This is a genomic window from Kitasatospora sp. NPDC043950 (genome assembly GCF_056435345.1).
On record NZ_JBWKER010000006.1, the window covers coordinates 185,675 to 210,828 of the forward strand.

Annotated in this window: 20 protein-coding genes; 6 read left to right on the forward strand and 14 right to left on the reverse strand. The window is 73.2% G+C overall.

Going from position 1 to position 25,154, the window contains the following annotated elements; translation table 11 throughout:
• Nucleotides 1-187 precede the first annotated feature (187 nt).
• Entirely contained in the window at nucleotides 188-1,603 is a 1,416-nt protein-coding gene (locus tag AC07BF_RS06575; protein ID WP_400805332.1) for an amino acid permease, read from the forward strand.
• A 63-nt stretch (nucleotides 1,604-1,666) separates the two neighbouring features.
• Here AC07BF_RS06575 and AC07BF_RS06580 read toward each other — a convergent pair whose 3' ends face one another.
• On the reverse strand, nucleotides 1,667-2,299 hold the full coding sequence (locus tag AC07BF_RS06580; RefSeq protein ID WP_400805330.1) for a mycothiol-dependent nitroreductase Rv2466c family protein: 633 nt from the start codon (nucleotides 2,297-2,299) through the stop codon (nucleotides 1,667-1,669).
• 225 nt (nucleotides 2,300-2,524) lie between these two features.
• Here AC07BF_RS06580 and pepN point away from each other — a divergent pair, with 225 nt between their 5' ends.
• Nucleotides 2,525-5,089: an aminopeptidase N gene (gene pepN, locus AC07BF_RS06585; RefSeq protein WP_363586435.1), complete on the forward strand. Its 2,565-nt coding sequence runs from the start codon at nucleotides 2,525-2,527 to the stop codon at nucleotides 5,087-5,089.
• A 56-nt stretch (nucleotides 5,090-5,145) separates the two neighbouring features.
• On the opposite strand, the gene AC07BF_RS06590 is transcribed toward pepN, so the two are convergent.
• Nucleotides 5,146-6,483: a glycoside hydrolase family 18 protein gene (locus AC07BF_RS06590; protein WP_400805327.1), complete on the reverse strand. Its 1,338-nt coding sequence runs from the start codon at nucleotides 6,481-6,483 to the stop codon at nucleotides 5,146-5,148.
• 186 nt (nucleotides 6,484-6,669) lie between these two features.
• Nucleotides 6,670-9,315: an aconitate hydratase AcnA gene (gene acnA, locus AC07BF_RS06595; protein WP_363588329.1), complete on the reverse strand. Its 2,646-nt coding sequence runs from the start codon at nucleotides 9,313-9,315 to the stop codon at nucleotides 6,670-6,672.
• 470 nt (nucleotides 9,316-9,785) lie between these two features.
• On the opposite strand from acnA, the gene AC07BF_RS06600 reads away from it, so the two are divergent.
• Complete coding sequence (locus AC07BF_RS06600; RefSeq protein WP_363588331.1) at nucleotides 9,786-10,358, forward strand: superoxide dismutase family protein; 573 nt, start codon at nucleotides 9,786-9,788, stop codon at nucleotides 10,356-10,358.
• Between the two features lie 9 nt (nucleotides 10,359-10,367).
• Here the strand turns inward: AC07BF_RS06600 and argF are convergent, their stop codons facing one another.
• From argF to AC07BF_RS06615, 3 genes are all read right to left on the reverse strand, one after another.
• On the reverse strand, nucleotides 10,368-11,369 hold the full coding sequence (gene argF, locus AC07BF_RS06605; RefSeq protein ID WP_363588333.1) for an ornithine carbamoyltransferase: 1,002 nt from the start codon (nucleotides 11,367-11,369) through the stop codon (nucleotides 10,368-10,370).
• Between the two features lie 228 nt (nucleotides 11,370-11,597).
• Nucleotides 11,598-14,321 (reverse strand): polynucleotide kinase-phosphatase, encoded by a 2,724-nt coding sequence (locus AC07BF_RS06610; RefSeq protein ID WP_400805321.1) that lies wholly within the window; start codon nucleotides 14,319-14,321, stop codon nucleotides 11,598-11,600.
• A complete protein-coding gene (locus tag AC07BF_RS06615; protein WP_478333038.1) occupies nucleotides 14,318-15,916 on the reverse strand; it encodes a 3' terminal RNA ribose 2'-O-methyltransferase Hen1 in 1,599 nt (532 codons plus the stop codon). Before AC07BF_RS06615 ends, AC07BF_RS06610 begins: the two co-directional genes overlap by 4 nt.
• A 176-nt stretch (nucleotides 15,917-16,092) precedes the next feature.
• On the opposite strand from AC07BF_RS06615, the gene dapD reads away from it, so the two are divergent.
• Together dapD and AC07BF_RS06625 are read left to right on the forward strand one after the other, a co-directional pair.
• Nucleotides 16,093-17,082, forward strand: a complete 990-nt coding sequence (gene dapD, locus AC07BF_RS06620; RefSeq protein ID WP_478316499.1) for a 2,3,4,5-tetrahydropyridine-2,6-dicarboxylate N-succinyltransferase — start codon at nucleotides 16,093-16,095, stop codon at nucleotides 17,080-17,082.
• Nucleotides 17,083-17,551: 469 nt separating this feature from the next.
• Nucleotides 17,552-17,794, forward strand: a complete 243-nt coding sequence (locus tag AC07BF_RS06625; protein ID WP_363588341.1) for a hypothetical protein — start codon at nucleotides 17,552-17,554, stop codon at nucleotides 17,792-17,794.
• On the opposite strand, the gene AC07BF_RS06630 is transcribed toward AC07BF_RS06625, so the two are convergent.
• From AC07BF_RS06630 to AC07BF_RS06655, 6 genes are all read right to left on the reverse strand, one after another.
• Entirely contained in the window at nucleotides 17,734-18,360 is a 627-nt protein-coding gene (locus AC07BF_RS06630; protein WP_363588343.1) for a DUF6099 family protein, read from the reverse strand. The genes AC07BF_RS06625 and AC07BF_RS06630 overlap by 61 nt on opposite strands.
• A 165-nt stretch (nucleotides 18,361-18,525) precedes the next feature.
• Nucleotides 18,526-18,945: a nucleotide pyrophosphohydrolase gene (locus tag AC07BF_RS06635; RefSeq protein ID WP_400332227.1), complete on the reverse strand. Its 420-nt coding sequence runs from the start codon at nucleotides 18,943-18,945 to the stop codon at nucleotides 18,526-18,528.
• Nucleotides 18,946-18,960: 15 nt separating this feature from the next.
• Entirely contained in the window at nucleotides 18,961-20,313 is a 1,353-nt protein-coding gene (locus AC07BF_RS06640; protein WP_363629171.1) for an AAA family ATPase, read from the reverse strand.
• 94 nt (nucleotides 20,314-20,407) lie between these two features.
• On the reverse strand, nucleotides 20,408-21,238 hold the full coding sequence (locus AC07BF_RS06645; RefSeq protein ID WP_400985132.1) for a putative RNA methyltransferase: 831 nt from the start codon (nucleotides 21,236-21,238) through the stop codon (nucleotides 20,408-20,410).
• A gap of 124 nt (nucleotides 21,239-21,362) precedes the next feature.
• Nucleotides 21,363-22,169 carry an ATP-grasp domain-containing protein gene (locus AC07BF_RS06650; RefSeq protein WP_478316502.1) on the reverse strand — a complete coding sequence of 269 codons (807 nt, stop codon included), beginning with the start codon at nucleotides 22,167-22,169 and terminating at the stop codon, nucleotides 21,363-21,365.
• Complete coding sequence (locus AC07BF_RS06655; protein ID WP_363629165.1) at nucleotides 22,166-23,122, reverse strand: ATP-grasp domain-containing protein; 957 nt, start codon at nucleotides 23,120-23,122, stop codon at nucleotides 22,166-22,168. Before AC07BF_RS06655 ends, AC07BF_RS06650 begins: the two co-directional genes overlap by 4 nt.
• 235 nt (nucleotides 23,123-23,357) lie before the next feature.
• Between AC07BF_RS06655 and AC07BF_RS06660 the strand changes: the two genes are divergently transcribed.
• Nucleotides 23,358-24,227, forward strand: a complete 870-nt coding sequence (locus AC07BF_RS06660) for a GNAT family N-acetyltransferase (protein WP_400805315.1) — start codon at nucleotides 23,358-23,360, stop codon at nucleotides 24,225-24,227.
• A gap of 74 nt (nucleotides 24,228-24,301) precedes the next feature.
• On the opposite strand, the gene AC07BF_RS06665 is transcribed toward AC07BF_RS06660, so the two are convergent.
• A complete protein-coding gene (locus AC07BF_RS06665; protein ID WP_350886206.1) occupies nucleotides 24,302-24,724 on the reverse strand; it encodes a fic family toxin-antitoxin system, toxin component in 423 nt (140 codons plus the stop codon).
• Nucleotides 24,721-24,957 (reverse strand): toxin-antitoxin system HicB family antitoxin, encoded by a 237-nt coding sequence (locus AC07BF_RS06670; protein ID WP_063347592.1) that lies wholly within the window; start codon nucleotides 24,955-24,957, stop codon nucleotides 24,721-24,723. Before AC07BF_RS06670 ends, AC07BF_RS06665 begins: the two co-directional genes overlap by 4 nt.
• Nucleotides 24,958-25,154: the final 197 nt, after the last annotated feature.

Genomic DNA, 25,154 nt, shown 5'->3' on the forward strand with positions numbered 1-25,154 from the left:
CCCGCCCTCGACCGTTGTCGGAACCGGCCCATTCCGGCCCGTACCGACGCCGTGTCACCGGTCGGACCCGTTCCGTCACCGCGTGGTCCGCATGGTGGGCCCGGGGTCCCCGTTCTTGGCATGAACAGAGGTGTCACCGGATATTGGACAGCTCATGCCGCATTCCGCACAGTCTGGATCCAGCCCTATGGCCCCCACCTCCGCGCCCAAGGCGTCCGGGACCACCGACGCCGACGGTGCCCCGGCCACCGGCCAGCAGCTCGCGCACGGCCTCAAGCAGCGCCACCTGTCGATGATCGCGCTGGGCGGGGTGATCGGCGCGGGCCTGTTCGTCGGCTCCGGCGCCGGTATCGCCGCCGCCGGTCCGGCGATCATCCTGGCGTTCACCCTCTCCGGCCTGCTGGTCATGCTGATCATGCGGATGCTCGGCGAGATGTCGGCCGCCCGCCCCGCCTCCGGGTCGTTCTCGGTGCACGCCGAGAAGGAGATCGGCCCCTGGGCCGGGATCACGGCCGGCTGGATGTACTGGGTGATGCTGTGCTGCGGCGTCGCCGCCGAGGCCACCGCCGCCGGGAAGATCGTCAACGGCTGGGTGCCGGGCGTCTCCTCCTGGGTCTGGGTCGGCCTGTTCATGGTCTTCTTCTGCGCCAGCAACCTGACCGCGGTGAAGAACTTCGGCGAGTTCGAGTTCTGGTTCGCCACCATCAAGGTCGCCGCGATCGTCGCCTTCCTGGTCCTCGGCGGGCTCGGCATCGCCGGGGTGATCGGCCCCGGCGCCCCCGGCGCGACCAACCTGACCGGCCAGGGCGGCTTCCTGCCCACCGGGGTCAGCGGGCTGATCGTCGGCCTGCTCGCCTCGGTCTTCGCCTACGGCGGGCTGGAGACCGTCACCATCGCCGCCGCCGAGTCCGACGACCCCCGCAAGAACGTCGCCAACGCGGTGCGCACGGCGGTGTGGCGGATCGCGATCTTCTACATCGGCTCGATGGCCCTGGTCGTCACCCTGGTCTCCTGGAAGGACCCGGCGGTGGTCACCGACGGCCCGTACGTCACCGTGCTGCGGCACCTCGGGGTGACCGGCGCCGGGACGATCATGGAGGTGGTGGTGCTGATCGCGCTGCTCTCCGCGATGAACGCCAACATCTACGGCGCCTCCCGGATGGCGTACTCGCTGGTCGGCCGCGGCCAGGGCCCCCGGGCGCTGGCCAAGATCTCCGGCGGGGTGCCGCGCCGGGCCGTGCTGGCCTCCTGCCTGTTCGGCTTCGGCGCCGTGCTGGCCGCCAAGTTCTGGCCGGAGACCGTCTTCACCTGGCTGATGAACACCACCGGCGTGGCCATCCTGGTCGTCTGGCTGTTCATCTGCCTGGTCCAGCTGCGGATGCGCCGCCGGCTGGAGCGCGAGGCGCCCGAACTGCTCACCGTGAAGATGTGGGGCTACCCGTACCTGACCTGGATCGCGATGGCCGCCGTCACCGGCATCCTCGCCCTGATGACCACCACCGAGGGCAACCGGCAGCAGCTGTACGCGGCCGGGGTACTGGTCGCGCTGCTGAGCGCCGCCGGCCTGGTCAAGCAGCGGCGGGACGCGGCCGCCGCCCGCTGACCCCGGCACGCACGAGGGCCCGGTACCGCCTGCTGCGGTACCGGGCCCTTCGCGCGCCCCGCGCTACTCGAAGGACGGGCCCGCCGTACGGGTCCGCTTGATCTCGTAGAAGCCCGGGGTGGAGGCCACCAGCAGGGTGCCGTCCCAGAGCCGGGCCGCGGCCTCGCCCTTCGGGGCCGGGGTGACCACCGGGCCGAAGAAGGCGACCCGCTCGCCGTCCACGCCCTCCACCGCGATCACCGGGGTGCCGACGTCCTCGCCGACCAGGGTGATGCCCTCCTTGTGCGAGGCGCGCAGGGCCTCGTCGTACGCGTCCGTGCCGGCCGCGTCCGCCAGCTCCACGGGAAGCCCGGCGGCCACCAGCGCCGCCTCGACCGTCTCCCGGTTCTGCGGCAGGCCCTGGTTGTGGAAGCGCAGGCCCAGCTCGGTGTAAAGCCGGCCCAGCACCTCGTCGCCGTGCTCCCGGGCGGCCGCGATGCACACCCGCACCGCGCCCCAGGCGTTGTCCAGCAGCTCGCGGTAGTTCTCCGGGAGGTCGCGGTCCTCGTTCAGCACCGACAGGCTCATCACGTGCCAGTTCACGTCCACCGGACGCAACTGCTGCACCTCGATCAGCCAGCGGGACGTCATCCACGCCCACGGGCAGGCCGGGTCGAACCAGAAGTCGGCGGTCTTGCGCTCAGCGGCAGTCGTCACGGCTGTCGTCCTTCGTGAGGTGATGACGAGGCAGGCAGGCGTGCCACCCCCACGCGTCAACACCCGCCCGCCGCCGCTGATTCCGGCCCCGCCGGGACGGCCTGTGCAATGGTACCGGCGAGGGAGGGCGTGAAAGGATGCCCCTGCGGGGCGCGGCACACCGCGCGCCGAGACCGCACCACCCACAGACGCACCACCGTGCGAGCCGGACAAAGGAGTACCGCCGTGCCGGGCAAGAACCTGAGCCGCGACGAAGCGCAGCAGCGGGCCAGCATCCTGGCCGTGGAGGGCTACCAGGTCCGGCTGGACGTGACCTCCGCCCCCGATCCGGAGGCCGCCACCTTCCGCTCCACCACCACCGTCACGTTCCGCTGCTCCCGGCCCGGCGCCGACACCTTCCTCGACCTGCTCGCCCCCGCCGTCCACGCCGTCACCCTCAACGGCCGCGCGATCGACCCGGCCACCGCCTACGACGGCGCCCGGGTGCACGTCGACGGCCTCGCCGCCGAGAACGTCCTCACCGTCGAGGCGGACTGCGCCTACAGCCGCACCGGCGAGGGCCTGCACCGCTTCACCGACCCGGTGGACGGCGAGACGTACCTCTACACCCACTACGAGCCGGCCGACGCCCGCCGGGTCTTCGCGACCTTCGAACAGCCCGACCTGAAGGCCCCGTTCGGCTTCACCGTCACCGCCCCCGCCGCCTGGGACGTCTGGTCCAACGCCGTCCACGACAAGGTCACCGAGGAAGGCGCCGCCCGCACCTGGGAGTTCGCGCCGACCCAGCCGATCTCCAGCTACCTCACCGCCGTCGTGGCCGGCCCCTACCACGTCGCCCGCGACCACTACAGCCGCGAACTCGCCGACGGCACCACCCTGGAGATCCCGCTCTCCGCGATGTGCCGCAAGTCCCTCGCCCAGTACTTCGACGCGGACGAGATCCTCGGCGTCACCAAGCTCGGACTCGACTTCTTCCACGAGGAGTTCGACTACCCGTACCCCTTCGGCAAGTACGACCAGGCGTTCGTCCCCGAGTACAACATCGGCGCCATGGAGAACCCCGGCTGCGTCACCTTCCGCGAGGAGTTCGTCTTCCGCTCGAAGGTCACCGACGCCGCCTACGAGGGCCGCGCCAACGTCATCCTGCACGAGATGGCGCACATGTGGTTCGGCGACCTGGTCACCATGCGCTGGTGGGACGACCTGTGGCTGAAGGAGTCCTTCGCCGACTTCATGGGCTCCTACGGCCTGATCGGCGCCCGCACCCGGTACTCCTCCGCCTGGGTCACCTTCGCCAACCAGCGCAAGGCCTGGGCCTACCGGCAGGACCAGCTCCCCACCACCCACCCGATCACCGCCGACATCCGCGACCTCGAGGACGCCAAGCTCAACTTCGACGGCATCACCTACGCCAAGGGCGCCGCCGTCCTCAAGCAGCTGGTCGCGTACGTCGGCTCCGAGGCCTTCTTCGAGGGCGCCCGCCGCTACTTCAAGCGCCACGCCTTCGGCAACACCGAACTCGGCGACCTGCTGGGCGTCCTGGAGGAGACCAGCGGCCGCGACCTCAAGGCCTGGGCCGCCGCCTGGCTGCAGACCGCCGGGGTCGACTCGCTCACCCCGCAGGTGACCACCGACGCCGAGGGCCGGATCACCGAACTCGCCGTCCTCCAGGACGGGGCGGTGCTGCGCCCGCACCGGATCGCGATCGGCCTCTACGACCGGGACGCCGACGGCTCCCTGGTGCGCACCGAGCGGTTCGAGCTCGACGTCACCGGCAACCGCACCGTCGTCGCCGAGGCCGCCGGCCGCCCCCGCCCCGCGCTGGTGCTGCTCAACGACGACGACCTCACCTACTGCAAGATCCGCTTCGACTCCGAGTCCCTGGAGACCCTGCGCACCGGCCTCGGCGACATCCACGACGAGCTGGCCCGGGCACTCGCCTGGTCCGCCGTCTGGAACCTCACCCGGGACGGCCTGATGCCGGCCCGCGACTACGTCGCCCTGGTGCTGCGCTTCGCCGGCCAGGAGGGCAACATCGGCGTGCTGCAGTCGCTGCACGCCCAGGCCAAGACCGCCGTCGACCTGTACGCCGACCCGGCCTGGCGCGGCGAGGGCGGCCGGCAGCTGGCCGACGGCGCCCTGCGCGAACTGCGCGAGGCCGTCCCCGGCAGCGACCACCAGCTGGCCTGGGCCCGCTTCCTCGCCCAGACCGCGGGCGGCGCCGAGCACCTCGGCCTGGTCCGCGGCCTGCTGGCCGGCAGCGCCCGGATCGACGGCCTGGAGGTCGACCAGGAGCTGCGATGGTCGCTGTGGCTGGCACTGGCCGCCGCCGGCCAGGCCGGCGACGAGGAACTGGCCGGAGAGCTGGCCGCCGACAACACCGCCAGCGGCAAGCGCCAGTACACCCAGTGCCTGGCCGCCCGGCCCACCGCGGAGGCCAAGGCCGCCGCCTGGTCGGCCGTGGTCGACTCCGACGAACTGCCGAACGCCCTGGTCGAGGCCGAGATCGCGGGCTTCGCGCTGCCCGCCCACCGCGACCTGACCGCGCTCTACGCGGCGCCCTACTTCAAGCTGCTGGAACGGGTCTGGGCCGAGCGGACCATCGAGATCGCGATGCGGATCGTCAGCGGGTTCTTCCCGCGCGCGCAGACCAGCGAGCAGACCCTGGCCGAGGCCGACGCCTGGTTGGACGGCCACCCGCAGGCCGCGCCGGCGCTGCGCCGCCTGGTCCTGGAGTGCCGCGACGACCTGGCCCGCGCGCTGCGGGCGCAGGCCTGCGACCGGGCCTGACCCAGGCGTGAAGGGGCCCGCCGTGCGGACACGGCGGGCCCCTTCACGTCGGGGCGTCAGTCGCGGCGCAGGCCGCGGTCCAGGGCGGCGATCGCGCTGCCCTGGGCGTCGTCGCCGTCCAGCGACCAGACCATCACGCCGCCCAGGTCGTTCCAGCGCGCGTACCGCGCCTTCTGGGTGAGCACCTCGGCGGTGTCGTAGCTGTAGAAGGTGGTGCCGTCGTACTTCCAGGACGCGCCGTGGTCGCGGTCCACGTACACCTTGCCGGGCAGCGCGTTGACCTCCCGGTAGGAGAGGTCGGGGGCGGCGGCGGTGGCGCTCTGGTAGAGGCCGCCGCGCTTGCCGGGCGCGACGCCCGTCCAGCCGTGGCCGTACAGCGGGGCACCGAGCACGATCTGCTCGGCGGGCAGGCCGCGCTCCTGGTAGTGGTCGACGGCCGTGTCGGCGCTGCGCCGGCGGGCGTCGGGGTCGGCCGGGTCGGAGTAGAGGTTGGCCTGGTGGTTGGCCGGGCCCTTGCCCTCCCAGGGGCCGTGCAGGTCGTAGGTCATCAGGTTGAGCCAGTCCACCGACTCGCTCAGCTCGGGCAGTTCGAGCCGGTCGGCGACGGTCTCGTTGGCGGCGACGGCGGCGGTCAGCAGGTAGTGCCTGCCCTTGTCGCCCTTCTTGCCGCCATCCTTGCCGCCCTTCTTGCCGAAGTCGTCGAGCTGGCGGCGGAACTCCTGCATCAGCAGGGTGAAGTTGCGCCCGTCCTCGGGGCGGACCACGTTGCCCGGGTCCCCGCCGCCGCCCGGGTACTCCCAGTCGATGTCGATGCCGTCGAAGACGCCCGCGGCCGCGCCGGCGCCGCCCTCCGGGGAGCCGGGCAGGACCGGCACGTCGCCCTTGAGGTAGAGGTCGATGCAGGAGGAGACGAACTTCTTGCGCGCGGCGTCGGTGGCGGCCGCGTCGGAGAAGTACTTGGACCAGCTCCAGCCGCCGAGCGAGATGACCGTGCGCAGCTGCGGGTTCTTCGCCTTGAGCTTGCGCAGCTGGTTGAAGTGGCCCTTCAGCTTCTGGCCCGGGGCGTCGGCCACGCCGTCGACCGAGTCGGCGGCGGAGAAGGCGCGCTGGTAGTCGTTGTGGGCGTCGCCCTGGCCGGCGTCGTTGCTCTCGAAGCAGGTGCCGTCGGCGGAGACGTTGCCGAAGGCGTAGTTGACGACGGTGAGCTTCCCGGCCTGGCCGGAGTCCTGGACGCGCTTGGCGGAGCTGTCGGCGCCCCACTGGGTGAAGTAGCCGACCCGCTGGCCCTTCAGCTTCGGGCCGTGCCCGCCGTCGGCGGCGTTGGCGGTGGCGGGGGCGGCGAGCAGCGCGGCGACGGTGGCGGCGGCGAGCAGGGCTGAGGCGCGAGTGGGCATACCGGACCTGTTCTCTGAATGAGCGTCAATTGGTCTGGACCAGATGGGATAGAGGTTTAGTCCATCGCGGCACACCGCACAAGGGGCAGGGCTCAGGAGAGGCAGCATGCAAAAGAGGCCGGACCGCGCGATGCGGTCCGGCCTCTCAGCCACCGGGGCGCTCAGCCCCCGGAACTAGAACTCGGTTCAGCCGATGAGCGAGCGCAGCACGTACTGCAGGATGCCGCCGTTGCGGTAGTAGTCCGCCTCACCGGGGGTGTCGATGCGGACGACCGCGTCGAACTCCTTGTCACCGGCCTTGACCTTGACGGTCTTCGGGGTGCGGCCCTCGTTGAGCTCGGTCACGCCGGTGAAGGAGAAGGTCTCCTCGCCGGTCAGACCGAGGGACTCGGCGGTCTGGCCCTCCGGGAACTGCAGCGGCAGGACGCCCATGCCGATCAGGTTCGAGCGGTGGATGCGCTCGTACGACTCGGCGATGACGGCCTTGACGCCCAGCAGCGCGGTGCCCTTGGCGGCCCAGTCACGGGACGAGCCGGAACCGTACTCCTTGCCGGCCAGGACGACCAGCGGGGTGCCGGCGGCCTGGTAGTTCTGCGAGGCGTCGTAGATGAACGACACCGGGCCGTCGGCCTGGGTGAAGTCGCGGGTGTAGCCGCCCTCGGTGCCCGGCGCGATCTGGTTGCGCAGACGGATGTTGGCGAAGGTGCCGCGGATCATCACCTCGTGGTTGCCGCGGCGCGAGCCGTAGGAGTTGAAGTCGCGCTTCTCGACACCGTTGGCGGTCAGGTACTGCGCCGCCGGGGTGCCCGGCTTGATGTTGCCGGCCGGGGAGATGTGGTCGGTGGTGACCGAGTCGCCCAGCTTGGCCAGGACGCGGGCGCCGGCGATGTCGGTCACCGGGCTCGGGGTCTTGGCCATGCCCTCGAAGTACGGGGGCTTGCGCACGTAGGTGGACTCGGCGTCCCACTCGAAGGTGTTGCCGGTCGGGACCGGGAGCGACTGCCAGCGGTGGTCACCGGCGAAGACGTCCTGGTAGCCCTTGTCGAACATCGCCTCGTCGATGGAGCCGGCGACGGTGTCCGCCACCTCCCGCTCCGACGGCCAGATGTCGGCGAGGAAGACGTCGTTGCCGTCGGCGTCCTGGCCCAGGGCGTCGCGGGTGATGTCGATGTTCATGTTGCCGGCCAGGGCGTAGGCGACCACCAGCGGCGGGGAGGCCAGGTAGTTCATCTTCACGTCCGGGTTGATCCGGCCCTCGAAGTTGCGGTTGCCGGAGAGCACCGAGACGACCGCCAGGTCGGCCTCGTTGACGGCGGCCGAGACCTCCTCGGGCAGCGGGCCCGAGTTGCCGATGCAGGTGACGCAGCCGTAGCCGACCAGGTTGAAGCCCAGCTTCTCCATGTACGGGAGCAGGCCGGCCTTCTCGTAGTAGTCCATGACGACCTTGGACCCGGGGGCCAGGGTGGTCTTGACCCACGGCTTGACCGTGAGGCCCTTCTCCACGGCCTTCTTCGCCAGCAGGGCGGCGCCCAGCATGACGGAGGGGTTGGAGGTGTTGGTGCAGGAGGTGATCGAGGCGATCACGACCGCGCCGTTGTCGATCTCGTACTTCGACCCGTCGGGGGCGGTGACGAGGGTCGGCTTCGAGGCCTCGGCGGAGTAGGTCGGCAGCGCCTCGGCGAACCGGGTGGCGGCCTCGGCCAGGACGACGCGGTCCTGCGGACGCTTCGGGCCGGAGATCGACGGGACGACGGTGGAGACGTCCAGCTCCAGGTACTCGGAGAAGACCGGCTCGACCGACGGGTCGTGCCAGAGGCCCTGCTCCTTGGCGTACGCCTCGACCAGGGCGAGCTGCTGCTCGTCGCGGCCGGTGAGCTTGAGGTAGTTGATGGTCTCGGCGTCGATCGGGAAGATCGCGCAGGTCGAGCCGAACTCCGGCGACATGTTGCCGATGGTGGCGCGGTTGGCCAGCGGGATCGCGGAGACGCCCTCGCCGTAGAACTCGACGAACTTGCCGACCACACCGTGCTTGCGCAGCATCTCGGTGATGGTGAGCACCAGGTCGGTGGCGGTGGTGCCGGCCGGCAGCTGGCCGTTGAGCTTGAAGCCGACCACGCGCGGGATCAGCATGGAGACCGGCTGGCCCAGCATGGCGGCCTCGGCCTCGATGCCGCCGACGCCCCAGCCCAGCACGCCCAGGCCGTTGACCATGGTGGTGTGCGAGTCGGTGCCGACGCAGGTGTCCGGGTAGGCCTGGCCGCCGCGGACCATGATGGTGCGGGCCAGGTGCTCGATGTTCACCTGGTGGACGATGCCGGTGCCGGGCGGGACGACCTTGAACTCGTCGAAGGCGGTCTGGCCCCAGCGCAGGAACTGGTAGCGCTCCTTGTTGCGGCCGTACTCGATCTCGACGTTCTGGACGAAGGCGTCCGGGGTGCCGAACTTGTCGGCGATGACGGAGTGGTCGATGACCAGCTCGGCCGGGGCCAGCGGGTTGATCTTGGCCGGGTCGCCGCCCAGCTCCTTGACGGCCTCACGCATGGTGGCGAGGTCGACCACGCACGGCACGCCGGTGAAGTCCTGCATGATCACGCGGGCCGGCGTGAACTGGATCTCCTGGCTCGGCTGGGCGCTGGCGTCCCAGTTGCCGAGCGCGCGGATGTGGTCGGCGGTGATGTTCGCGCCGTCCTCCGTGCGGAGCAGGTTCTCCAGCAGCACCTTGAGGCTGTACGGCAGCCGCTCGGAACCCTCGACGGCGGAGAGCTTGAAGATCTCGTACGACTCGTCGCCCACCTGCAGCGAGCTGCGGGCGTCGAAGCTGTTCGCGGACACGACTGACTCCTTCTGGGTGCTTCGTGCGGTATCCGGCCGCCACGGTGGTAAGGTCAGCCTTACTTAGGCTTACCTTGCCCGCATCGCCGGCGAGCTCCGCTCGGCAAGTATCTTGATGTCGAGATATATCCTATGGGGCAGTTATCTCGATGTCGAGATAAACCATAGTGCATGCCGTCGCCTTCACCACCGCAGGCATGCCTGGGTCGATAGAAGCGCAGGTCAGCGGCCATTCCGGCGACAGAGGCCGACAACCGCACCGCTGCCGGCCCACCACCGGCTCGGCACCGGCTCAGTGTCGACTCAGCACCGACTCACACCAGCTCACCACCGGAACCGCCGGTCGGCGACGGGACGAGCGGGGGCGCGCCCGCGCGGCCCGCTCGCCTCCGAGCCCGTTCGAGGGTGTCCGCCGGCGCCCGGCGCCGTTGAGCACGGTGTCCGTCACCCCGCCCGTGGAAGGCCCGTTGATGTCCACTCCGCTCGCCGCCGCGCTGCTGCCGCTGGCCCTGCTCGCCCCCGCCGCCGCCCCGCCGGCCCCCGTCACCCCGCGGGCCCCCATCGCCTCGCCCGTCTCCGTCGTCGAGGCCGCCTTCGACCCCGCGACGGCCTTCGTCCCGCCGACCGCCGTCAGCTACGCGGACGACCTCGTGCCGTACGGCGCGCACACCCGGATCGTCACCGACCGCTCCACCGCGGGGCGGACGGTGCTCACCATGACCGTCACCGGGCTCGCCCCCGACCACGAGTTCCCGGTGCACCTGCACACCGGCTCCTGCGGGGCCGACCCGGCCTCGTCCGGACCGCACTACCAGGACGCCGTGGACCCGGTGCAGCCGTCCACCGACCCCGCGTACGCCAACGGGCGCAACGAACTGCGGCTGGCGCTGCGCACCGACGAGCACGGCGAGGGCACCGCGACGGCCTCGGTGCCCTGGCAGCCCCGGCCCGGCGAGGCGCGCTCGCTGGTGATGCACGCGGGCACCCCGGCCGGCCCGCACGCGGCGGGCGACCGGGCGGCCTGCGTCAAGCTGGAGAAGTGAGCTCCTGCTTCAGGAGCCGAGAGTGGCGACCAGGACCGCCTTGATGGTGTGCAGGCGGTTCTCGGCCTGGTCGAACACGACGGAGTGCGCCGACTCGAACAACTCGTCGGTGCACTCCAGCTCGGTCATGCCGGTCGCCTCGTACATCTGCCGCCCGACCACCGTGCCGAGGTCGTGGAACGCGGGCAGGCAGTGCAGGAACTTCACGGCCGGGTTGCCGGTGGCCCGGACGGTGTCCATCGACACCTGGTAGGGCTTGAGCAACTCGATCCGCTCGGCCCAGACCGCCTTGGGCTCGCCCATCGAGACCCAGACGTCGGTGTAGAGGAAGTCCACGTCGGCCACGCCCTCGGCCACGTCCTCGGTGAGGGTGATCCGGGCGCCGGTCGCCTCGGCCAGCGTCTCGGCCGCCTTCCGGACATCCTCGGCCGGCCAGAGGGAGCGCGGGGCGACGATCCGGACGTCCATGCCGAGCAGGGCGCCGGTGACCAGCAGCGAGTTGCCCATGTTGGAGCGGGCGTCGCCGAGGTAGGCGAGGGCGGTCCCGGTCAGCGGCTTGGTGCCGTGCTCGGTCATGGTGAGCACGTCGGCCAGCATCTGGGTGGGGTGCCACTCGTCGGTGAGACCGTTCCAGACCGGGACGCCGGCATTCGCGGCCAGCTCCTCGACGATCTCCTGGCCGTGGCCGCGGTACTCGATGCCGTCGAACATCCGGCCGAGCACCCGGGCGGTGTCCCGGATGGACTCCTTGTGGCCGATCTGCGAACCGGACGAGTCCAGGTAGGTGGTGGTGGCGCCCTGGTCGTGGGCGGCGACCTCGAAGGCGCAGCGAGTACGGGTGGAGGTCTTCTCGAAGATCAGCGCGATGTTCTTCCCGCGCAGCCGGGGCTGCTCGGTGCCCGCATACTTGGCCGCCTTGAGCCCGGCGGCGAGGTCCACCAGGAAGCGGAACTCCTGGGGCGTGAAGTCGAGCTCCTTGAGGAAGTGCCTGTTCCGGAGGTTGAAGGCCATACCGGGCTCCTGGGATGACGGGACGTACGGGAAAGTAGCAAGTCTATACGATGCTCGGAATTTCTATACACGGCGGGGGTGGGAGAGGGGGAGCCCCGCCGCGGACTCCCCCTCAACGCCCGGTCGGCCTACAGCCGCGGGCACCCTCAACGCCCGGTCGGCCTACAGGCGCGGACCTCCTGGACGCCGTCGGCCTACGGGCGCGGACCCCCTCTGCGCCCGGTCGGCCTACAGGCGCGGATCGACCGGCTCGGACTCCAGCGCGAGCACCGCGAACACCGGCTCGTGCACCCGCCACAGCGGCTCGCCGGCCGCCAGCCGGTCCAGCGCCTCCAGGCCCAGCGCGTACTCGCGCAGCGCCAGCGAGCGCTTGTGGCCCAGCGACCGCTCTCGCAGCCGGTCCAGGTACTCGGTGTAGTCCGGGCCGTAGACGATCCGCAGGTACTCCCGGCCGCGCACCTTCACCCCCGGCTGCACCAGCCCGCCCGGACGGCCCCCGCCCCGCTTCGTGCGCACCACCGAGGCCAGCGGTTTGACCACCATGCCCTCGCCGCCCGCCGCCGTCAGCTCCTCCCACCAGGCCGTGGCGGCCGCCACCGAGGCCTCGTCCTCGGTGTCCACCAGGAGACGGCCGGTGCGGTGCAGGACCGGTGCCCGGTCGCCGTCCGTTTCGGACGCCGCCTCGGACGCCGTCACGGACGCCGCTGCGAGCGCGGCTTCGGCCCGCGCTTCGGCCGCCGCTTCGTCGGCCGCGACCAGGCGGTCGATCCAGGCCAGGTGCTCGTCGTGCGGGCGTACGGCGAGGTTCGCCCCCTCGGCGGCCAGCACCTGGAACGGCGCCAGCCGCACGCCCGACAGCCCCTCGGTCGGCCAGCAGTACCGCCGGTACGCCTCGGTGAACGCCTGCGCGTCGGCCGCGCGCCGCCGCTGCTTGGCGGTCAGCTCCGCCAGGTCCAGCCCGCGACCGGCCGCCCGCTCCAGGGCCGCCAGCGCCTCCGGCAGGGCGGCGCCCGCCGCCGCGCCGACCGCCGCGTACTGGCGGCGCAGCAGTTCCACGGCCTTCAGCGACCAGGGCATCAGCTCGGCATCCAGCAGCAGCCAGCCGGTGCCCAGCTCGTCGAACAGCCCCGAGCGCTCGGCGGCCACCCGCACCCGGCCCAGCACGGCCGCGGTCAGGCCGTCGTCGGCGAGGAACGCCCGGCCCGTCCTGGTCCAGATCGCGCCCGGACCGGCCACGCCGAAGCGCTGCTCCAGCGCCGCGTCGTCCCGGGCGACCAGCACCACCGCGCGGGACCCCATGTGCTTCTCCTCGCACACCAGGTGCCGCACGCCGTCCGCGCGGTAGGCGGCGAACGCCTCCTGCGGGTGCTCCAGGAAGCCGTCCCGGCGGGAGGCGGCGCTCGGCGCCATCGTCGGCGGCAGGTACGCCAGCAGCCGCGGGTCCAGCGCGAAGCGGCTCATCACCTCCAGCGCCGCCGCCGCGTTCTCCTCCCGGACGGCGACCCGCCCATGCAGCCCGGTCTCGACGATCCGGCGGCCCGCCACGTCGGCGAGATCCAGCGGACGGCCCTCGCGGGCGCCCGGCGCGTCCGTGGACAGCGGACGCACCGGCGCGTACCACTCCCGCTCGGCCGGCACGCTCACCAGCTCCCGCTCCGGGTAGCGCAGCGCCGTCAGGGTGCCGCCGAACACGCAACCGGTGTCCAGGCAGACGGTGTTGTTGACGAAGCTCGCCGACGGCACCGGTGTGTGGCCGTACACCACCAGCGCCTTGCCCCGGTACTCCTCCGCCCACGGGTAGCGCACCGGCAGGCCGTACTCGTCGGTCTCGCCGGTGGTCTCCCCGTACAGCGCGTGCGAGCGCACCCGGCCCGAGTTGCGGCCGTGGTACCGCTCCGGCAGACCGGCGTGGCAGACCACCAGCGCGCCGCCGTCCAGCAGGTAGTGGCTCACCAGGCCGCGCATGAACTCCCGCGCCTCGGCCCGGAACTCCTCGGACTCGCCGGCCAGCTGATCCAGCGACTCCTGCAGACCGTAGGCGACGTTGACCTTCTTGCCGTCCAGCGCCCGGCCCAGCTTGTTCTCGTGGTTGCCCGGCACGCACAGCGCGTGCCCGGCCGCGACCATGCCCATCACCAGGCGCAGCACGCCCGGTGTGTCCGGGCCGCGGTCGACCAGGTCCCCGACGAACACGGCGGTACGGCCCGCCGGCGGCACCGCGTCCACCGGCCGGCCCCCGGCGTCCCGGGTCAGCGTGTAGCCGAGGCGGATCAGCAGGGTCTCCAGCTCGGAGCGGCAGCCGTGGATGTCACCGACGATGTCGAACGGGCCGGTCAGGTGACGCAGGTCGTTGTAGCGCTTCTCCAGCTCCACCTCGGCCGCCGCCACCTCGGCCGCGCCGCGCAGCACGTGCACCTTGCGGAAGCCCTCGCGCTCCAGGCCGCGCAGGGAACGGCGCAGCTCGCGGTGCTGGCGCGGGACGACGTGGGCCGGCAGCCGGCGGTCCGGGCGGGAGCGGTTGCGCTCGGCGCACACGCCCGGCGGGACGTCCAGCACGATCGCGATCGGCAGCACGTCGTGCTCGCGGGCGATCCGCACCAGCTGGCGGCGTGCCTCGGGCTGGACGTTGGTGGCGTCCACGACGGTCAGCCGGCCGGCCGCGAGACGCTTGCCGACGATGTAGTGCAGGACGTCGAAGGCCTCGGCGGAGGCCGACTGGTCGTTCTCGTCGTCGGCGACCAGGCCGCGGCAGAAGTCGGAGGAGACGACCTGGGTGGGCAGGAAGTGGCGGCGGGCGAAGGTCGACTTGCCGGCGCCGCTGGTGCCGATCAGGACGACGAGGGAGACGTCGGTGACGGGGAGACGGCGGGGGGCGGGGTGGTCCTGGGGCTGACCCTGGTCGTGCTCCTGGTGCTGGTGCTGCTCGGGCGTCGGGGTCGCTTCGTCGGTCATCGGGATTCGCCTCCTTCGGGCGCCGGGTCGGTCGGGGTGTGCTCGGTCGCGGCCGGGTCGGTCCGGGTGGCGCCGGTCGGGGTCTGCTCGGTCGGGGTCTGCTCGGTCGGGCTGGTGCCGAGGCGGAACAGGGCCAGCTGGGTCGGCGCGCCGACCTCCCCGTCCTCCGGCCCCACCGGGCGCAGCACCACCGTGTAACCGAACACCGCCGCGACCCGCTCGGCCCACGCGCGGAACTCGGCGCGCGACCACTCGAAGCGGTGGTCGGCGTGCCGGACAGCGCCCGCCGGCAGGCTCTCCCAGCGGACGTTGTACTCGGCGTTCGGCGTGGTGACGACCACCGCCCCCGGCCGGGCCGCGCCGAACACCGCGTACTCCAGGGCGGGCAGCCTGGGCAGGTCCAGGTGCTCGACCACCTCGCACAGCACCGCCGCGTCGAAGCCCTTCAACCGGGCGTCCGTGTACGTCAGCGCGCCCTGCGCCAGCGTCACCCGGGCCGCCTGCCGCTCCGGCATCCGGTCCAGGCGCAGTCCGCGGGCCGCCGCCTGCAAGGCCCGCGCCGACACGTCCACGCCGAGCACCTCGGTGAACCGGGCGTCCTTCAGCAGTTCGCCGATCAACTCGCCCCGGCCGCAGCCGAGATCGGCGACGCGGGCCGCGCCCACCTCCCGCAGGGCGGCGAGGATCGCGGCGCGGCGCTGCCCGGCGAGGGACGGCGGCCTGGGCTCCGATGTCGCCCCGGCGGCCTCCTCCGGCTCCTCCGGCCGCTCGTCGACCGCGTTGTCGACCTCCTCGGGCTCCCGGTCGTCCGCCTCCGCCAGCCGGGCCAGCTCCAGACGCTCCATCGCCACCCGGGTCAGCGCCCGGCTCCGGGACAGGTAGCGGCGGGTGATCAGGTCGCGCTCCGGGTGGGCGGCCAGCCAGCCCTCGCCGGCGGCGAGCAGCTTGTCCACCTCGTCCGGGGCGACCCAGTAGTGCTTGGCGCCGTCCAGCACCGGCAGCAGCACGTACAGCTGCTGGAGCGCGTCGGCGAGCCGCACAGCGTCCGAGACCAGCGTGAGCCGCACGTACCGGGACTCGCCCCACTCCGGGAACGCCTCGTCCAGCGGAAGCGCCACCGCCTCGACCCGCCAGCCCAGCGGCTCGAACAGCCGGACCGCCATCGCCGGGCCACCGCCCTCGCCCGCGCCGTTCGCGGGCACCGCGGGCAGCGTGATCCGCAGCGGGCGCGGCCGGTCCGCCAGCCCGGGCCGGGCCGGGCAGGCGCCCTTCATCGCGGACCGGAACACCGTCCGCAGCGCCACCGCGAGCAGCGAGGACGCCGCGTACGGGCGGTCGTTGACGTACTGGGCGAGCGCGAAGTCCGGCGAACCGCCGCGCCCCTTGCCCCGGCCCTTGCGGACCAGCGCGATCGGGTCGACGTCCAGCAGCAGCGCCGCCGTGCAGACGTCGTCGCCCGCCTCGGGGTAGAAGACGTGCGCCTCGCCGTGCGACGTCGCGAACCGCTGGACCTTGCCCGGGTGCTTGTGCAGCAGGAAGCCGAGATCGGTGGCCGGGCCCTCGACGCTGCCGGTGGTGGAGATCGACATGAACACCCGCCCGAGTATCGCCGAGCAAACCTCCGCTGAACACCGGGTTTTCCGGCTCGGCGGCCGTCCGCCGCAGCCCGTCGGTGGCCGTGTACGCACGGCGGGGGCGTGCCGACCGACGGCCGCGTCCGTACGACGGGCGTGTTCGGCAGCAGGGCCCCGCATTGGTTAACGTGCACGGTGTGACTGCTGAATCGACCTCCCTCCCGAACGGGGCCGTGGCCGCCGGCCTGGCCACCATCGCCGCCGACGGCACCGTCCTCGACACCTGGTTCCCCGCCCCCGCCCTGGCCGCCGAGCCCGGCCCGGCCGGCACCGTCCGCCTGACCGCCGAGCAGGCCGAGGCCCAACTCGGCGCCGGCGCCGCCGAGGCGCTGCGCGCCGACCCGCGCCGCGGCGTCGAGGTGGTCGCCGTGCGCACCACCATCGCCTCGCTCGACGAGAAGCCGCTCGACACCCACGACGTGTACCTGCGCCTGCACCTGCTCAGCCACCGCCTGGTCAAGCCGCACGGCCAGAACCTGGACGGCGTCTTCGGGCTGCTCGCCAATGTCGCGTGGACCAGCATCGGCCCCGTCCCGGTGGACGCGGTCGAGCAGGCCCGCCTCGCGGTCCGCGCCCAGGGCGGCCAGCTCGCCGTGTACGGCATCGACAAGTTCCCGCGGATGACCGACTACGTCGCCCCGTCCGGTGTGCGCATCGCCCACGCCGACCGCGTCCGCCTCGGCGCCCACCTGGCCGCCGGCACCACCGTGATGCACGAGGGCTTCGTCAACTTCAACGCCGGCACCCTCGGCACCTCCATGGTCGAGGGCCGGATCAGCGCGGGCGTCGTCGTCGGCGACCACAGCGACATCGGCGGCGGCGCCTCGATCATGGGCACCCTCTCCGGCGGCGGCAAGCAGGTCGTCTCGGTCGGCGAGCGCTGCCTGCTCGGCGCCAACGCCGGCATCGGCATCTCGCTCGGCAGCGACTGCGTCATCGAGGCCGGCCTCTACGTCACCGCCGGCACCCGGGTCACCACCCCGGACGGCACCGTGGCCAAGGCCATCGAGCTGTCCGGCCAGGACAACCTGCTGTTCCGCCGCAACTCGCAGACCGGCGCCGTCGAGGTCATCGCCCGCTCCGGCTCCTGGGGCGGCCTCAACGCCGACCTGCACGCCCACAACTGACCTGCGGGACCACACCATCGGGGTTCGGAGCCGACTCGGGCTCCGGACCCCGAGTGCGTTCTGCGGCTTTCGGCGGGCGTGCGGGCCCCCTCCCCCCTCCCCCTCCCTCCCCTCCTTCCCCTCGCCCGAAGCCTTGGCCCTGTCCCGGCTTGCTCGGGCACCCGGCTTGCTCGGGCTCCCGGCTTGCTCGGGCTCCCGGCTTGCTCGGCGCCGAGCAAGCCGGGAGTGTCTCGTCGCGCGCCTAGCCCAGGCCGCTTCGCGGCGGCAAGCCGGGATCACCCGGGAGGCTTACGGCGTAACGGAGTTGGACCACATCGGGTGGCGCGCGGTGACCGGCCGCCGGAGCGGTTCGTTGGTTGCTGCGGCGGGGGCGTGTGCCTCGGTGGCCAGGCATCAGGCACCCCCGCTGCGCGGGCCGAGCCACCGTCGGCCGCTTCACGCCGCACTACCGATCCGAAGAGGTCCCGTCATGACCGAACCAACTGCCACGCCGCAGCTCCCGAGCAGCCCGGCGGGCTCGGCCGCCGGCACCTCGTCCGGGCCCGCCGCGCAGAAGAGCCTGCTGGAACAGTTGCACGAACTGCTCGCCTCGGTGTCCGCGGATCTCGCCGAGTTACAGTCCCCCGGCATCCGGGAGGACGGCCCGGCCGCCTATCCCACCGGTACGGACACCTCCTCCTCCGACGCTCCGGCCACGCCAGGCACCCGATAGTCCGGCGCCTGCTCCTCCCCCGTCGGCCCGCCCTCGTCCGGCGGGTCGAGCCGGACCACGAGTAAGGGCGAGCCCCGCTCGGCCGGCGCCCCGCCGAGCACCGCGCCTTCCTCTCCCTCCAACCTGCCCGCCACCTTCCGCAGCCGCCCGGCCAGGTCCTTGCACTCCGACACCGCGTCCACACCGTCGATGCACGTCCAGTAGAGGCTCTCGGTGTCGGCCCCGCAGGCCAGCACCACCAGCGTCTCCCCGACGTCCCGCAGCAGCCCGTCCAGCGCGCCCAAGGCCGGTGCCAGCTCGCCGAGTTCGGTGAGCCGCCCGGCCCGGCCGCCGCTCAGCACGGCGGCCCTGACGACCGAGCGTTCCAGGCAGACCGCCGCGTGCGCCGCGGCCTCGGCCAGTTGCTGCCCCAGCCCGGCGAGCTCGTCGTCGTCCAGCTCCGCCAGCCTGGCCCCCACCGCCTCGGTGAGCAGCGCGGCCTGCCGCGCCTCGGCCAGCACATCCGGTACGTGTCTGGCCTCGGCCAGGGCGTGCCGGGCCCTCTTGATCAGTCGCAGCGCCTCCATGGCCGCCACTCCTTTCGCTCGCTGTCGCCGTGGGACCACCGCCGCCGGTGGGGCGGTCAGGTGGTCACGGCGAAAGCGTGCGGCGAAGTCGGCGAGGCCGCATCCGTCATCGGGAAAGCTGTGGACAAGTCCGGGGCTGTGGATAACTCCCGTCCCTCACAAGGATTATTCGTCCACGTCCGGGTTGACACCCGCCCCGCCCTGGTCGGCGTCCGCCGGTCCGTCCGGCACCGGGAAGCGGAGCTCGTTCCGCTCGATCTTGGCCGCGAGGGCCTCCAGCGGATCCACCCCGACCACCGTGCAGAACTGCACCAGGTACGCGAGGACGTCCGCGACCTCGTCCCGCACCCGGTGGGCCCGCTCCGGATCGGACATCACCGCGGCTGCCTGCTCGGGCGTCGACCACTGGAAGATCTCCAGCAGTTCGCCGGCCTCCACGCTCAGCGCGGCCGCCAGGTTCTTCGGCGTGTGGAAGGGCTCCCAGCGCCGGGCCGCCGCGAAGTCCGCCAGCCGCTGCCGCAGGGCCTCCAAGGTCGGCCCGGTGGGCCCGGCCGGTTCCCCCGGCCTCGTCACTCGTTCGTTCACCCGTCCAGGTCTACCTCACCCGTCCACCTCGTCCGCCCCCGGGTCGGCTCCGTCCCCGCGCCCGCACTGGGCCGGCACCCTGGTCGTCTCGGGCCGCAGCACGGTGTGCCCCGAGTCCGGGTCGCGCCGGCACTCGACCAGCACGGCCGCGCCCGACCGCGGTTCGGCCACGCCGAGCGCCTCCCGCGCCGCGGCGGGCTCCTGAAGCGCGGCGAGGACGCGCAGCTGGTTGCGCCCGGACATGTCCCGGGCCAGCCGTAGCAGTGAGGCGGTCTGTTCGGTGGCGAGCCCGGCGCCGAGGTCCTCGGCGAGCACGGTGAGCTGCCGGTGCGCCCACGGCACCTCGGCGGCCACGTCGAGGTCGAGCACCCCGGCCCCGGTGAGCAGCACCGCGGCGAACGCGAGGTGGCGCAGCATGCCGTCGGAGGCCTGGTCGGCCCCGGTGCGTCCGAGGACGCCTTCGTCGAAGACCGCGAGGACGCGCTGGTCGGGCCCGCTGCCGCGGTGGGCGAGGGAGAGTCCGAGCAGCGGGTGCGGGGCGGCGGACTGGACGGCGCGCAGGAGCTGCCCGTAGCGGCGCGGGCACTCGTTGCCGAGCCGGGCGAGGACGGCGGAGATGTTGGCGGCGTTGCTGCGCAGCCGGGCCTGCGGGTCGGGTCGGGCCCAGCCGCGCATGAGGGCGGGGACGGGGTGGACGGGGAAGACCTCGCGCAGGGCGGTGAGCAGGTCCTCGGTGGCGGCGAGGACCTGCCGTTCGCCCCGGGAGGAGCCGGCCACCCGGAGCGGCAGTTGCGCGGTGATCATGGTGCCGCTGGGGAAGGGCGCCCGGATGTCTCCCTGGCGGGTGTCGTTGTGCCAGCAGACGTTGACGCGCCGCTTGCGGACGTCCTGTTCGCCGGTGTCGACGAGGGTGCGGCCGTCCAGGGTGAGCGATTCGCGGGCGATCCGCACCGGGCCGTCGGTGCGGACGACGACGTCGAGCCGGATGCGGCCGTGCGGGGAGCGGACGGTGCAGCCGAGGATGACGGCGTCGCGCCCGTGCGGGACGCACCCGGTCAGGCCGCCGCGGACGGGTTTGGCCAGGGGGCCGGTGCGGTCGGGCAGCCCGTCGAAGGAGTCGGCGATCTCCTCTCCGAGGGCCAGCCGGGAGAGCACGGCCAGTGCGTCGAGGGCGTTGGACTTGCCGACGCCGGCGGGCCCGTGCAGGACGGTGAGGGGCGCGAGCGGCAGGACCGCGCGCCGGTAGGACTTGAACGAGGTGAGCCGGAGCTCCTCGACGGTGGGACGTGTTACGGATGGCCGATCGGGCCCCGGGGCGCTCGGTCGGGGGTGGGCCGGCGCGGCGGGCCGGGTGGCGTCGCGGTTCACCCATCGGACGTTAGCCGCAGGCCGGTCGGCAGAAACGTGCCTGCTCAGCAGATTCATCCCAACGTGGCGGCCACACCCCGCGCGCGCCCGACGTTCAGCGCCGGTAGGCGGCCACCATCACGGAGGCGGTCACCTCGACCGGGTCCGGCAGGTCCGCGAGCGCGGCGGCCAGGCGGTCCGGGTCGGTGTGCCAGGCACTGGGGCCCATGCCGACGACGGTGCGCACGTCGTCCGGGCCGAGCCGCAGGGTGAACTCGACCTGCCGCCGGCCGGCGGAGGTCAGGTAGGGTCCGAGCTTCTCGTCGATCCGCCGCTGCTTCTCCTCGTCGACCGACAACAGGCCCAGTGCGCCGACGAGTTCACGCAGGTGGCGGGCGGTGGGCGAGACCAGCAGCAGGGTGGCGCCGGGGCGCAGCACGCGGCGGATCTCGGGCCCGTTGCGCGGGGCGAAGACGTTGAGCATCAGCCCGGCGGAGGCGTCGCGCAGCGGCAGCGGCCGCCAGGCGTCGCAGACCACGGCACCGATCCGGGGGTGGGCCTTGGCGGCGCGGCGCAGCGCGAACTTGGAGATGTCGAGGGCGGCCCCGGCGCGGCCGGGCAGGGCGTCGAGGACATGGGCCAGGTAGTGGCCGGTGCCGGCGCCGAGGTCGGCGACGAGGCCTTCGGGGTCGGCGTCCGCGGCGGCCTCGGCGAGGGCGTCGGCGATGGGCCGGTAGTGGCCGGCGGCGAGGAAGTCGGCACGGGCGGCGACCATCTCGGCGGTGTCGCCGGTGCCGGTGTGGGCGTCGCCGGCGAGGAGGCTGACGTAGCCCTGCTTGGCGAGGTCGAAGCTGTGGCCGGCGGGGCAGCGCAGGGCGCGCTCGTGCCGGGTGAGGGCCTGCGCGCAGTGGGGGCAGGCCAGGTAGCGCTCGATGTCCTGCAGCAACGTTCCGTCTTCTCTCGCCGTTCGGCCCGGGTGCCCGGTGGCCCTGAGTAACCAGCCTAACGACCCCGCTCGCCCCCGACGGCCCGCCGAACCCGCCCCGGGTCCGACGGCCCCGCCGCCCGGCCTACCGGCCCCGCCCCTGCGCGACGTGCCCGCGCCCGCGCTCCGCCGCGACGCGCAGGGCGAGGGCGGCGAGCGCCTCCGGCGCGCCCAGCCGTCCACGGATGCCGGGGAAGGCGTTGACGTCGACGATGACGGGTTCGGCGGGCCCGTCGAGCAGGTCGACGCCGTAGACGTCGAGCCCGAACACCTCGCCGACGCGCAGAGCCAGCGCAGCCCGTTCGGCAGGCGGCTCCCAGTCCTGCCCCTGCCCCGATTCCCCCTGGCCGTCGGCGAGTTCGGACCGCCGCCGAGCGGCGAACACCTGCCGGTCGATCACCCACAGCTTCTGGTCCCAGCCGGTCCCCGGGACGAACGACTGGGTGACGACGGGCTCGTCGGGCCAACGCGCGACGAGTTCGCGCAACCGGGCCGGGCCGTCGACCCGGGCGACCAGGTCGTGGCGCCGACTGTGCCGGCTCTTGACGACGAACGGGTAGTCGGGATCGGCGAGTTCGGCGATCCGCCCAGCGTCGCGGGTGGCCGCGAAGGGCAGGTCGGCCGCGCGCGCGAGTTCGGCCATCCGCACCCGGTCCTGACAGAGTTCGGTGGCCGCGGCCGAGTTGATGACAGGCGCCCCGCCCCGCTCCAACTCTCGTGCGAGTGAAAGGGATCGACGGGTGTGGGCCTTGAGCAGATAGACGTCGGCGAGCGCCGGTCCCGCCGGGCCGGCAGGGTCGACGATCGTCACCTCGTGCCGGTCCGCCAGCAGGGCGGCGGTCGCCGCGAGCACCGGGTGTCCGGGGTCGGCGGTGATCAGGCCGATCCTCATATCGCCCCGCCCAGGCCGGCCCCGTCAAGGCCGGCCCCACCCAAGCCGGCTCCGCCGAACTCTCCACGACCGAAGCCCAGTTGCCCGTACCCCGCGCCACCACCCGCCGACACCAGTGCGGGCGCGGGCGCCGACACGGCCGTCCCGCTGCGCGCGAGCCGCAGCACCGCCCGGGCGACCCTGGCGACCGCGTCCGGCACCTGGCGGAAGCTCGGGAAGTCGTTGATGTCGACGACCACCGGCCCGTCCGGCCCGAGCAGCACGTCGACGCCGTACAGGTCGAGCCCGAACACCTCACCGACCTGCGCCGCGATCCGCGCGACCTCCCCGGGCAACGGGACCTGCCGTTCGCGCACGCCCTGCCCGGGGTGGAGCGGGGAGGAACGTTCCGTCGCGAAGAGCTCGCCGTCGACGCAGTACACCTTGAGGTCGGTGCCGGAGTTGGGCACGTAGGGCTGGGCGATCAACAGCCCCTCGTCGGCGAGTTCGGCGCCGAGGTCGAGGAGGTGGTCGGGGCTGGGCACGAGCCGGACGGCGCGTCCGGAGCTGCCGTCGGCGGGCTTGACGACGAGCGGGTACTCGGCGGCCGGGATCTCGGCGAGCCGTTCCCAGCGGGCGGTGGCGTAGGTGACGGGGACGGGCAGGCCGCGGGTGCTGGCGATGACGGAGGCGAGCGCCTTGTCGCGGACGCCGCGGATGGAGCGGACGTCGTTGACGGTGGTGAGGCCGACGGCGGCGGCGGCGTCCAGCAGGGTGAGTCCGGGCCCGCCGGAGACGGTCTTGAGCACCCAGGCGTCGTGGCTGCCGGCCCGGATCGCCTCGGAGATCGCCATCAGCGAGTCCCCGGGGCGCAGCACGTCCACCCGGTGCCCCCACGCGGTGAGCTGGCGTGCCACGTCGAGCGGCATGCCGTCGTGCCGGTAGTGCTCCTCCACCAGAAAGCAGAGCCTCATGGGCCTGTCTTCCCCCCTTGCCGAGCCGAGTGCGGACGTCCGCCGTCCCCCTTCGGCAGAGCTGTCAAGGCATCAGCATGCCACGCGGTATACGCACAAGATCACTGCGAGCCGGTAAGCGTTCAGCAACAATCAGGCGCCCGCGCCCGCGCCGCGCCGCCCGTCACCGCCCCTGGCGCCCCCGGCGCGAAGCCCGGGAACAAAGCGGTGGCGGGCCGCCGGCGCCCCTGCTTGGATGCACGCCGTGACTTCTGTTGATCATGCTCCCGACCCTTCCCTCCTCGACGCGATCGAGCGCTACTACGACGCGGTGCCGCGCAGCGCCGCACGGGCCGAGGACTTCGGCCCGCTGACCCTGTTCGTCCGCGAGAGCGCGGGCTGGCCCTACTACGCCCGCCCCACGCTCGACCACGACGGCCCCGCCACCACCGCCGAGGACGTCCTGCGGGTGCTGGCCCGCCAGCGGGAGCTGGGCGAGCCGGAGGCCTTCGAGTGGGTGGCCGAGCGGAGTCCGGAGCTGCGGGCCGCGGTGGAGGCGGCCGGGCTCGCGGTGCACGAGCACCCGCTGCTGGTGCTGGGCCCGCAGGACGAGCCGGCCCCGGCGCCCGAGCTGCCGGAGGAGGTGCGGGTGGAGGTGCTGGGCGCGGACGCGCCGGAGCTGGCGTCGGCGGTCGCCGTTCCGCACCTGGCGTTCGCCGAGCCCGGCACCGGCGTGGGCGCCGTGGGTGCGGCCGAACTGGCCGAGGCCGCAGGGCGGTTGGTGGCGGAGGGCGCGGTGGAGCGGATCGCACGGCGGATCACCGACGGCGCCACCGTGCTGGCCGCCGCGCTGGAGGACGGTTCCGCGCTGTGCGCGGGCCAGCACAATCCGGTGGGCGCGGTCACCGAGGTGGCCGGGGTCGGGACGCTGCCGGCCGCGCGGCGGCGCGGGCTGGGCCTGGCGGTCACCGCGGCCCTGGTCGCGCACGCGCGGGCGAACGGCGTGCGGACGGTGTTCCTGTCCGCCGCCGACGAGGAGGTCGCCCGGATCTACCGCCGGGCGGGCTTCCGTCCGTTCGCGACGGCCCTGATCGCCGAGCCGGCCCCGGAGCGGCCCGGCGACTGACCCGCCGGGCGCACCGCCCAGAGCCCTGCTGAACGGATGACGAGGACGACGCGACCGGGCATGGGCCCGCCCGGTCAGTCGTCGTCCTCGTCCTCCGCCCCGCTGACGCCCTCCCCCTCGGCCTCGTCGACGACCCACCCCGCCAGCCGTTCGGCGACCCCGGACACGCCGAGCCGCCCCTCCCGGATGGCCCGGGCGAGGCTGCGCACCTCGCGGGCGGTGGTGGCGACGGTGCAGCCGCTGGCGACGAGGTAGGCGTAGGCGACGGCGGTGGCGTAGAGCTCGTTGGTCTTCTCCAGGGCCGGCACCCGGATCAGCTGGTGCATCAGGGCGGCGGCGCGGTCCTGCGGTTCGGGGTAGACGTCGATGTCGAAGATCTCGGCCTGGTGCCGGGCGACGGCCGCGAGCAACGACCCGTAGTCGGTGACCTGCGGGTCACCGGGCGTGTACTGCTCGGCGGTCATGAGCAGCCACGAGAGGTCGACCTCCAGCTTCAACGGCGCACGTCCTTCAGGTCGCCCGGCTCCGCGAACTCGGCCAGGAAGGCCGTCTCGTACTCCTTCATGAACTGGGCGGCGGCGTCGACGAAGGCCCGCCCCGCCTCGCCCATGTCCTGCTGGACCAGGCGCTCGATGTACTGGTTCATGCTGATCCCCTGCTGCTCCGCCCGTTCCCGGGCCATCTCCGCGGTCGTGGCGTCCACCCGGACGTTCAGCTGTTTCTTACCCATGAATCTCAAGCTAGCGCTGAAGTGCTAGCACAACAAGGGCGCACGCACGCCGGGCGCGCGCACACCGGGCGGACGCCCCCACGGACGCCGGGGGGGGGGGGGGGGGGGGGGGGGGGGGGGGGGGGGGGGGGGGGGGGGGGGGGGGGGGGGGGGGGGGGGAGGGGGGGGGGGGGGGTTGCTCCCTGCCGGGGTGGGTT

What these genes read in the sequence shown, in the direction of transcription:
- argF (WP_363588333.1), bottom strand. Translation starts at nt 11,369, where the DNA reads ATGGCCTTCAACCTCCGGAACAGGCACTTCCTCAAGGAGCTCGACTTC.
- AC07BF_RS06660 (WP_400805315.1), top strand. Translation starts at nt 23,358, where the DNA reads ATGCACGCCGTGACTTCTGTTGATCATGCTCCCGACCCTTCCCTCCTC.
- AC07BF_RS06625 (WP_363588341.1), top strand. Translation starts at nt 17,552, where the DNA reads ATGACCGAACCAACTGCCACGCCGCAGCTCCCGAGCAGCCCGGCGGGC.
- AC07BF_RS06575 (WP_400805332.1), top strand. Translation starts at nt 188, where the DNA reads ATGGCCCCCACCTCCGCGCCCAAGGCGTCCGGGACCACCGACGCCGAC.
- AC07BF_RS06610 (WP_400805321.1), bottom strand. Translation starts at nt 14,321, where the DNA reads ATGACCGACGAAGCGACCCCGACGCCCGAGCAGCACCAGCACCAGGAG.
- AC07BF_RS06600 (WP_363588331.1), top strand. Translation starts at nt 9,786, where the DNA reads ATGTCCACTCCGCTCGCCGCCGCGCTGCTGCCGCTGGCCCTGCTCGCC.
- AC07BF_RS06650 (WP_478316502.1), bottom strand. Translation starts at nt 22,169, where the DNA reads ATGAGGATCGGCCTGATCACCGCCGACCCCGGACACCCGGTGCTCGCG.
- AC07BF_RS06630 (WP_363588343.1), bottom strand. Translation starts at nt 18,360, where the DNA reads ATGGAGGCGCTGCGACTGATCAAGAGGGCCCGGCACGCCCTGGCCGAG.
- AC07BF_RS06655 (WP_363629165.1), bottom strand. Translation starts at nt 23,122, where the DNA reads ATGAGGCTCTGCTTTCTGGTGGAGGAGCACTACCGGCACGACGGCATG.
- AC07BF_RS06670 (WP_063347592.1), bottom strand. Translation starts at nt 24,957, where the DNA reads ATGGGTAAGAAACAGCTGAACGTCCGGGTGGACGCCACGACCGCGGAG.
- AC07BF_RS06590 (WP_400805327.1), bottom strand. Translation starts at nt 6,483, where the DNA reads ATGCCCACTCGCGCCTCAGCCCTGCTCGCCGCCGCCACCGTCGCCGCG.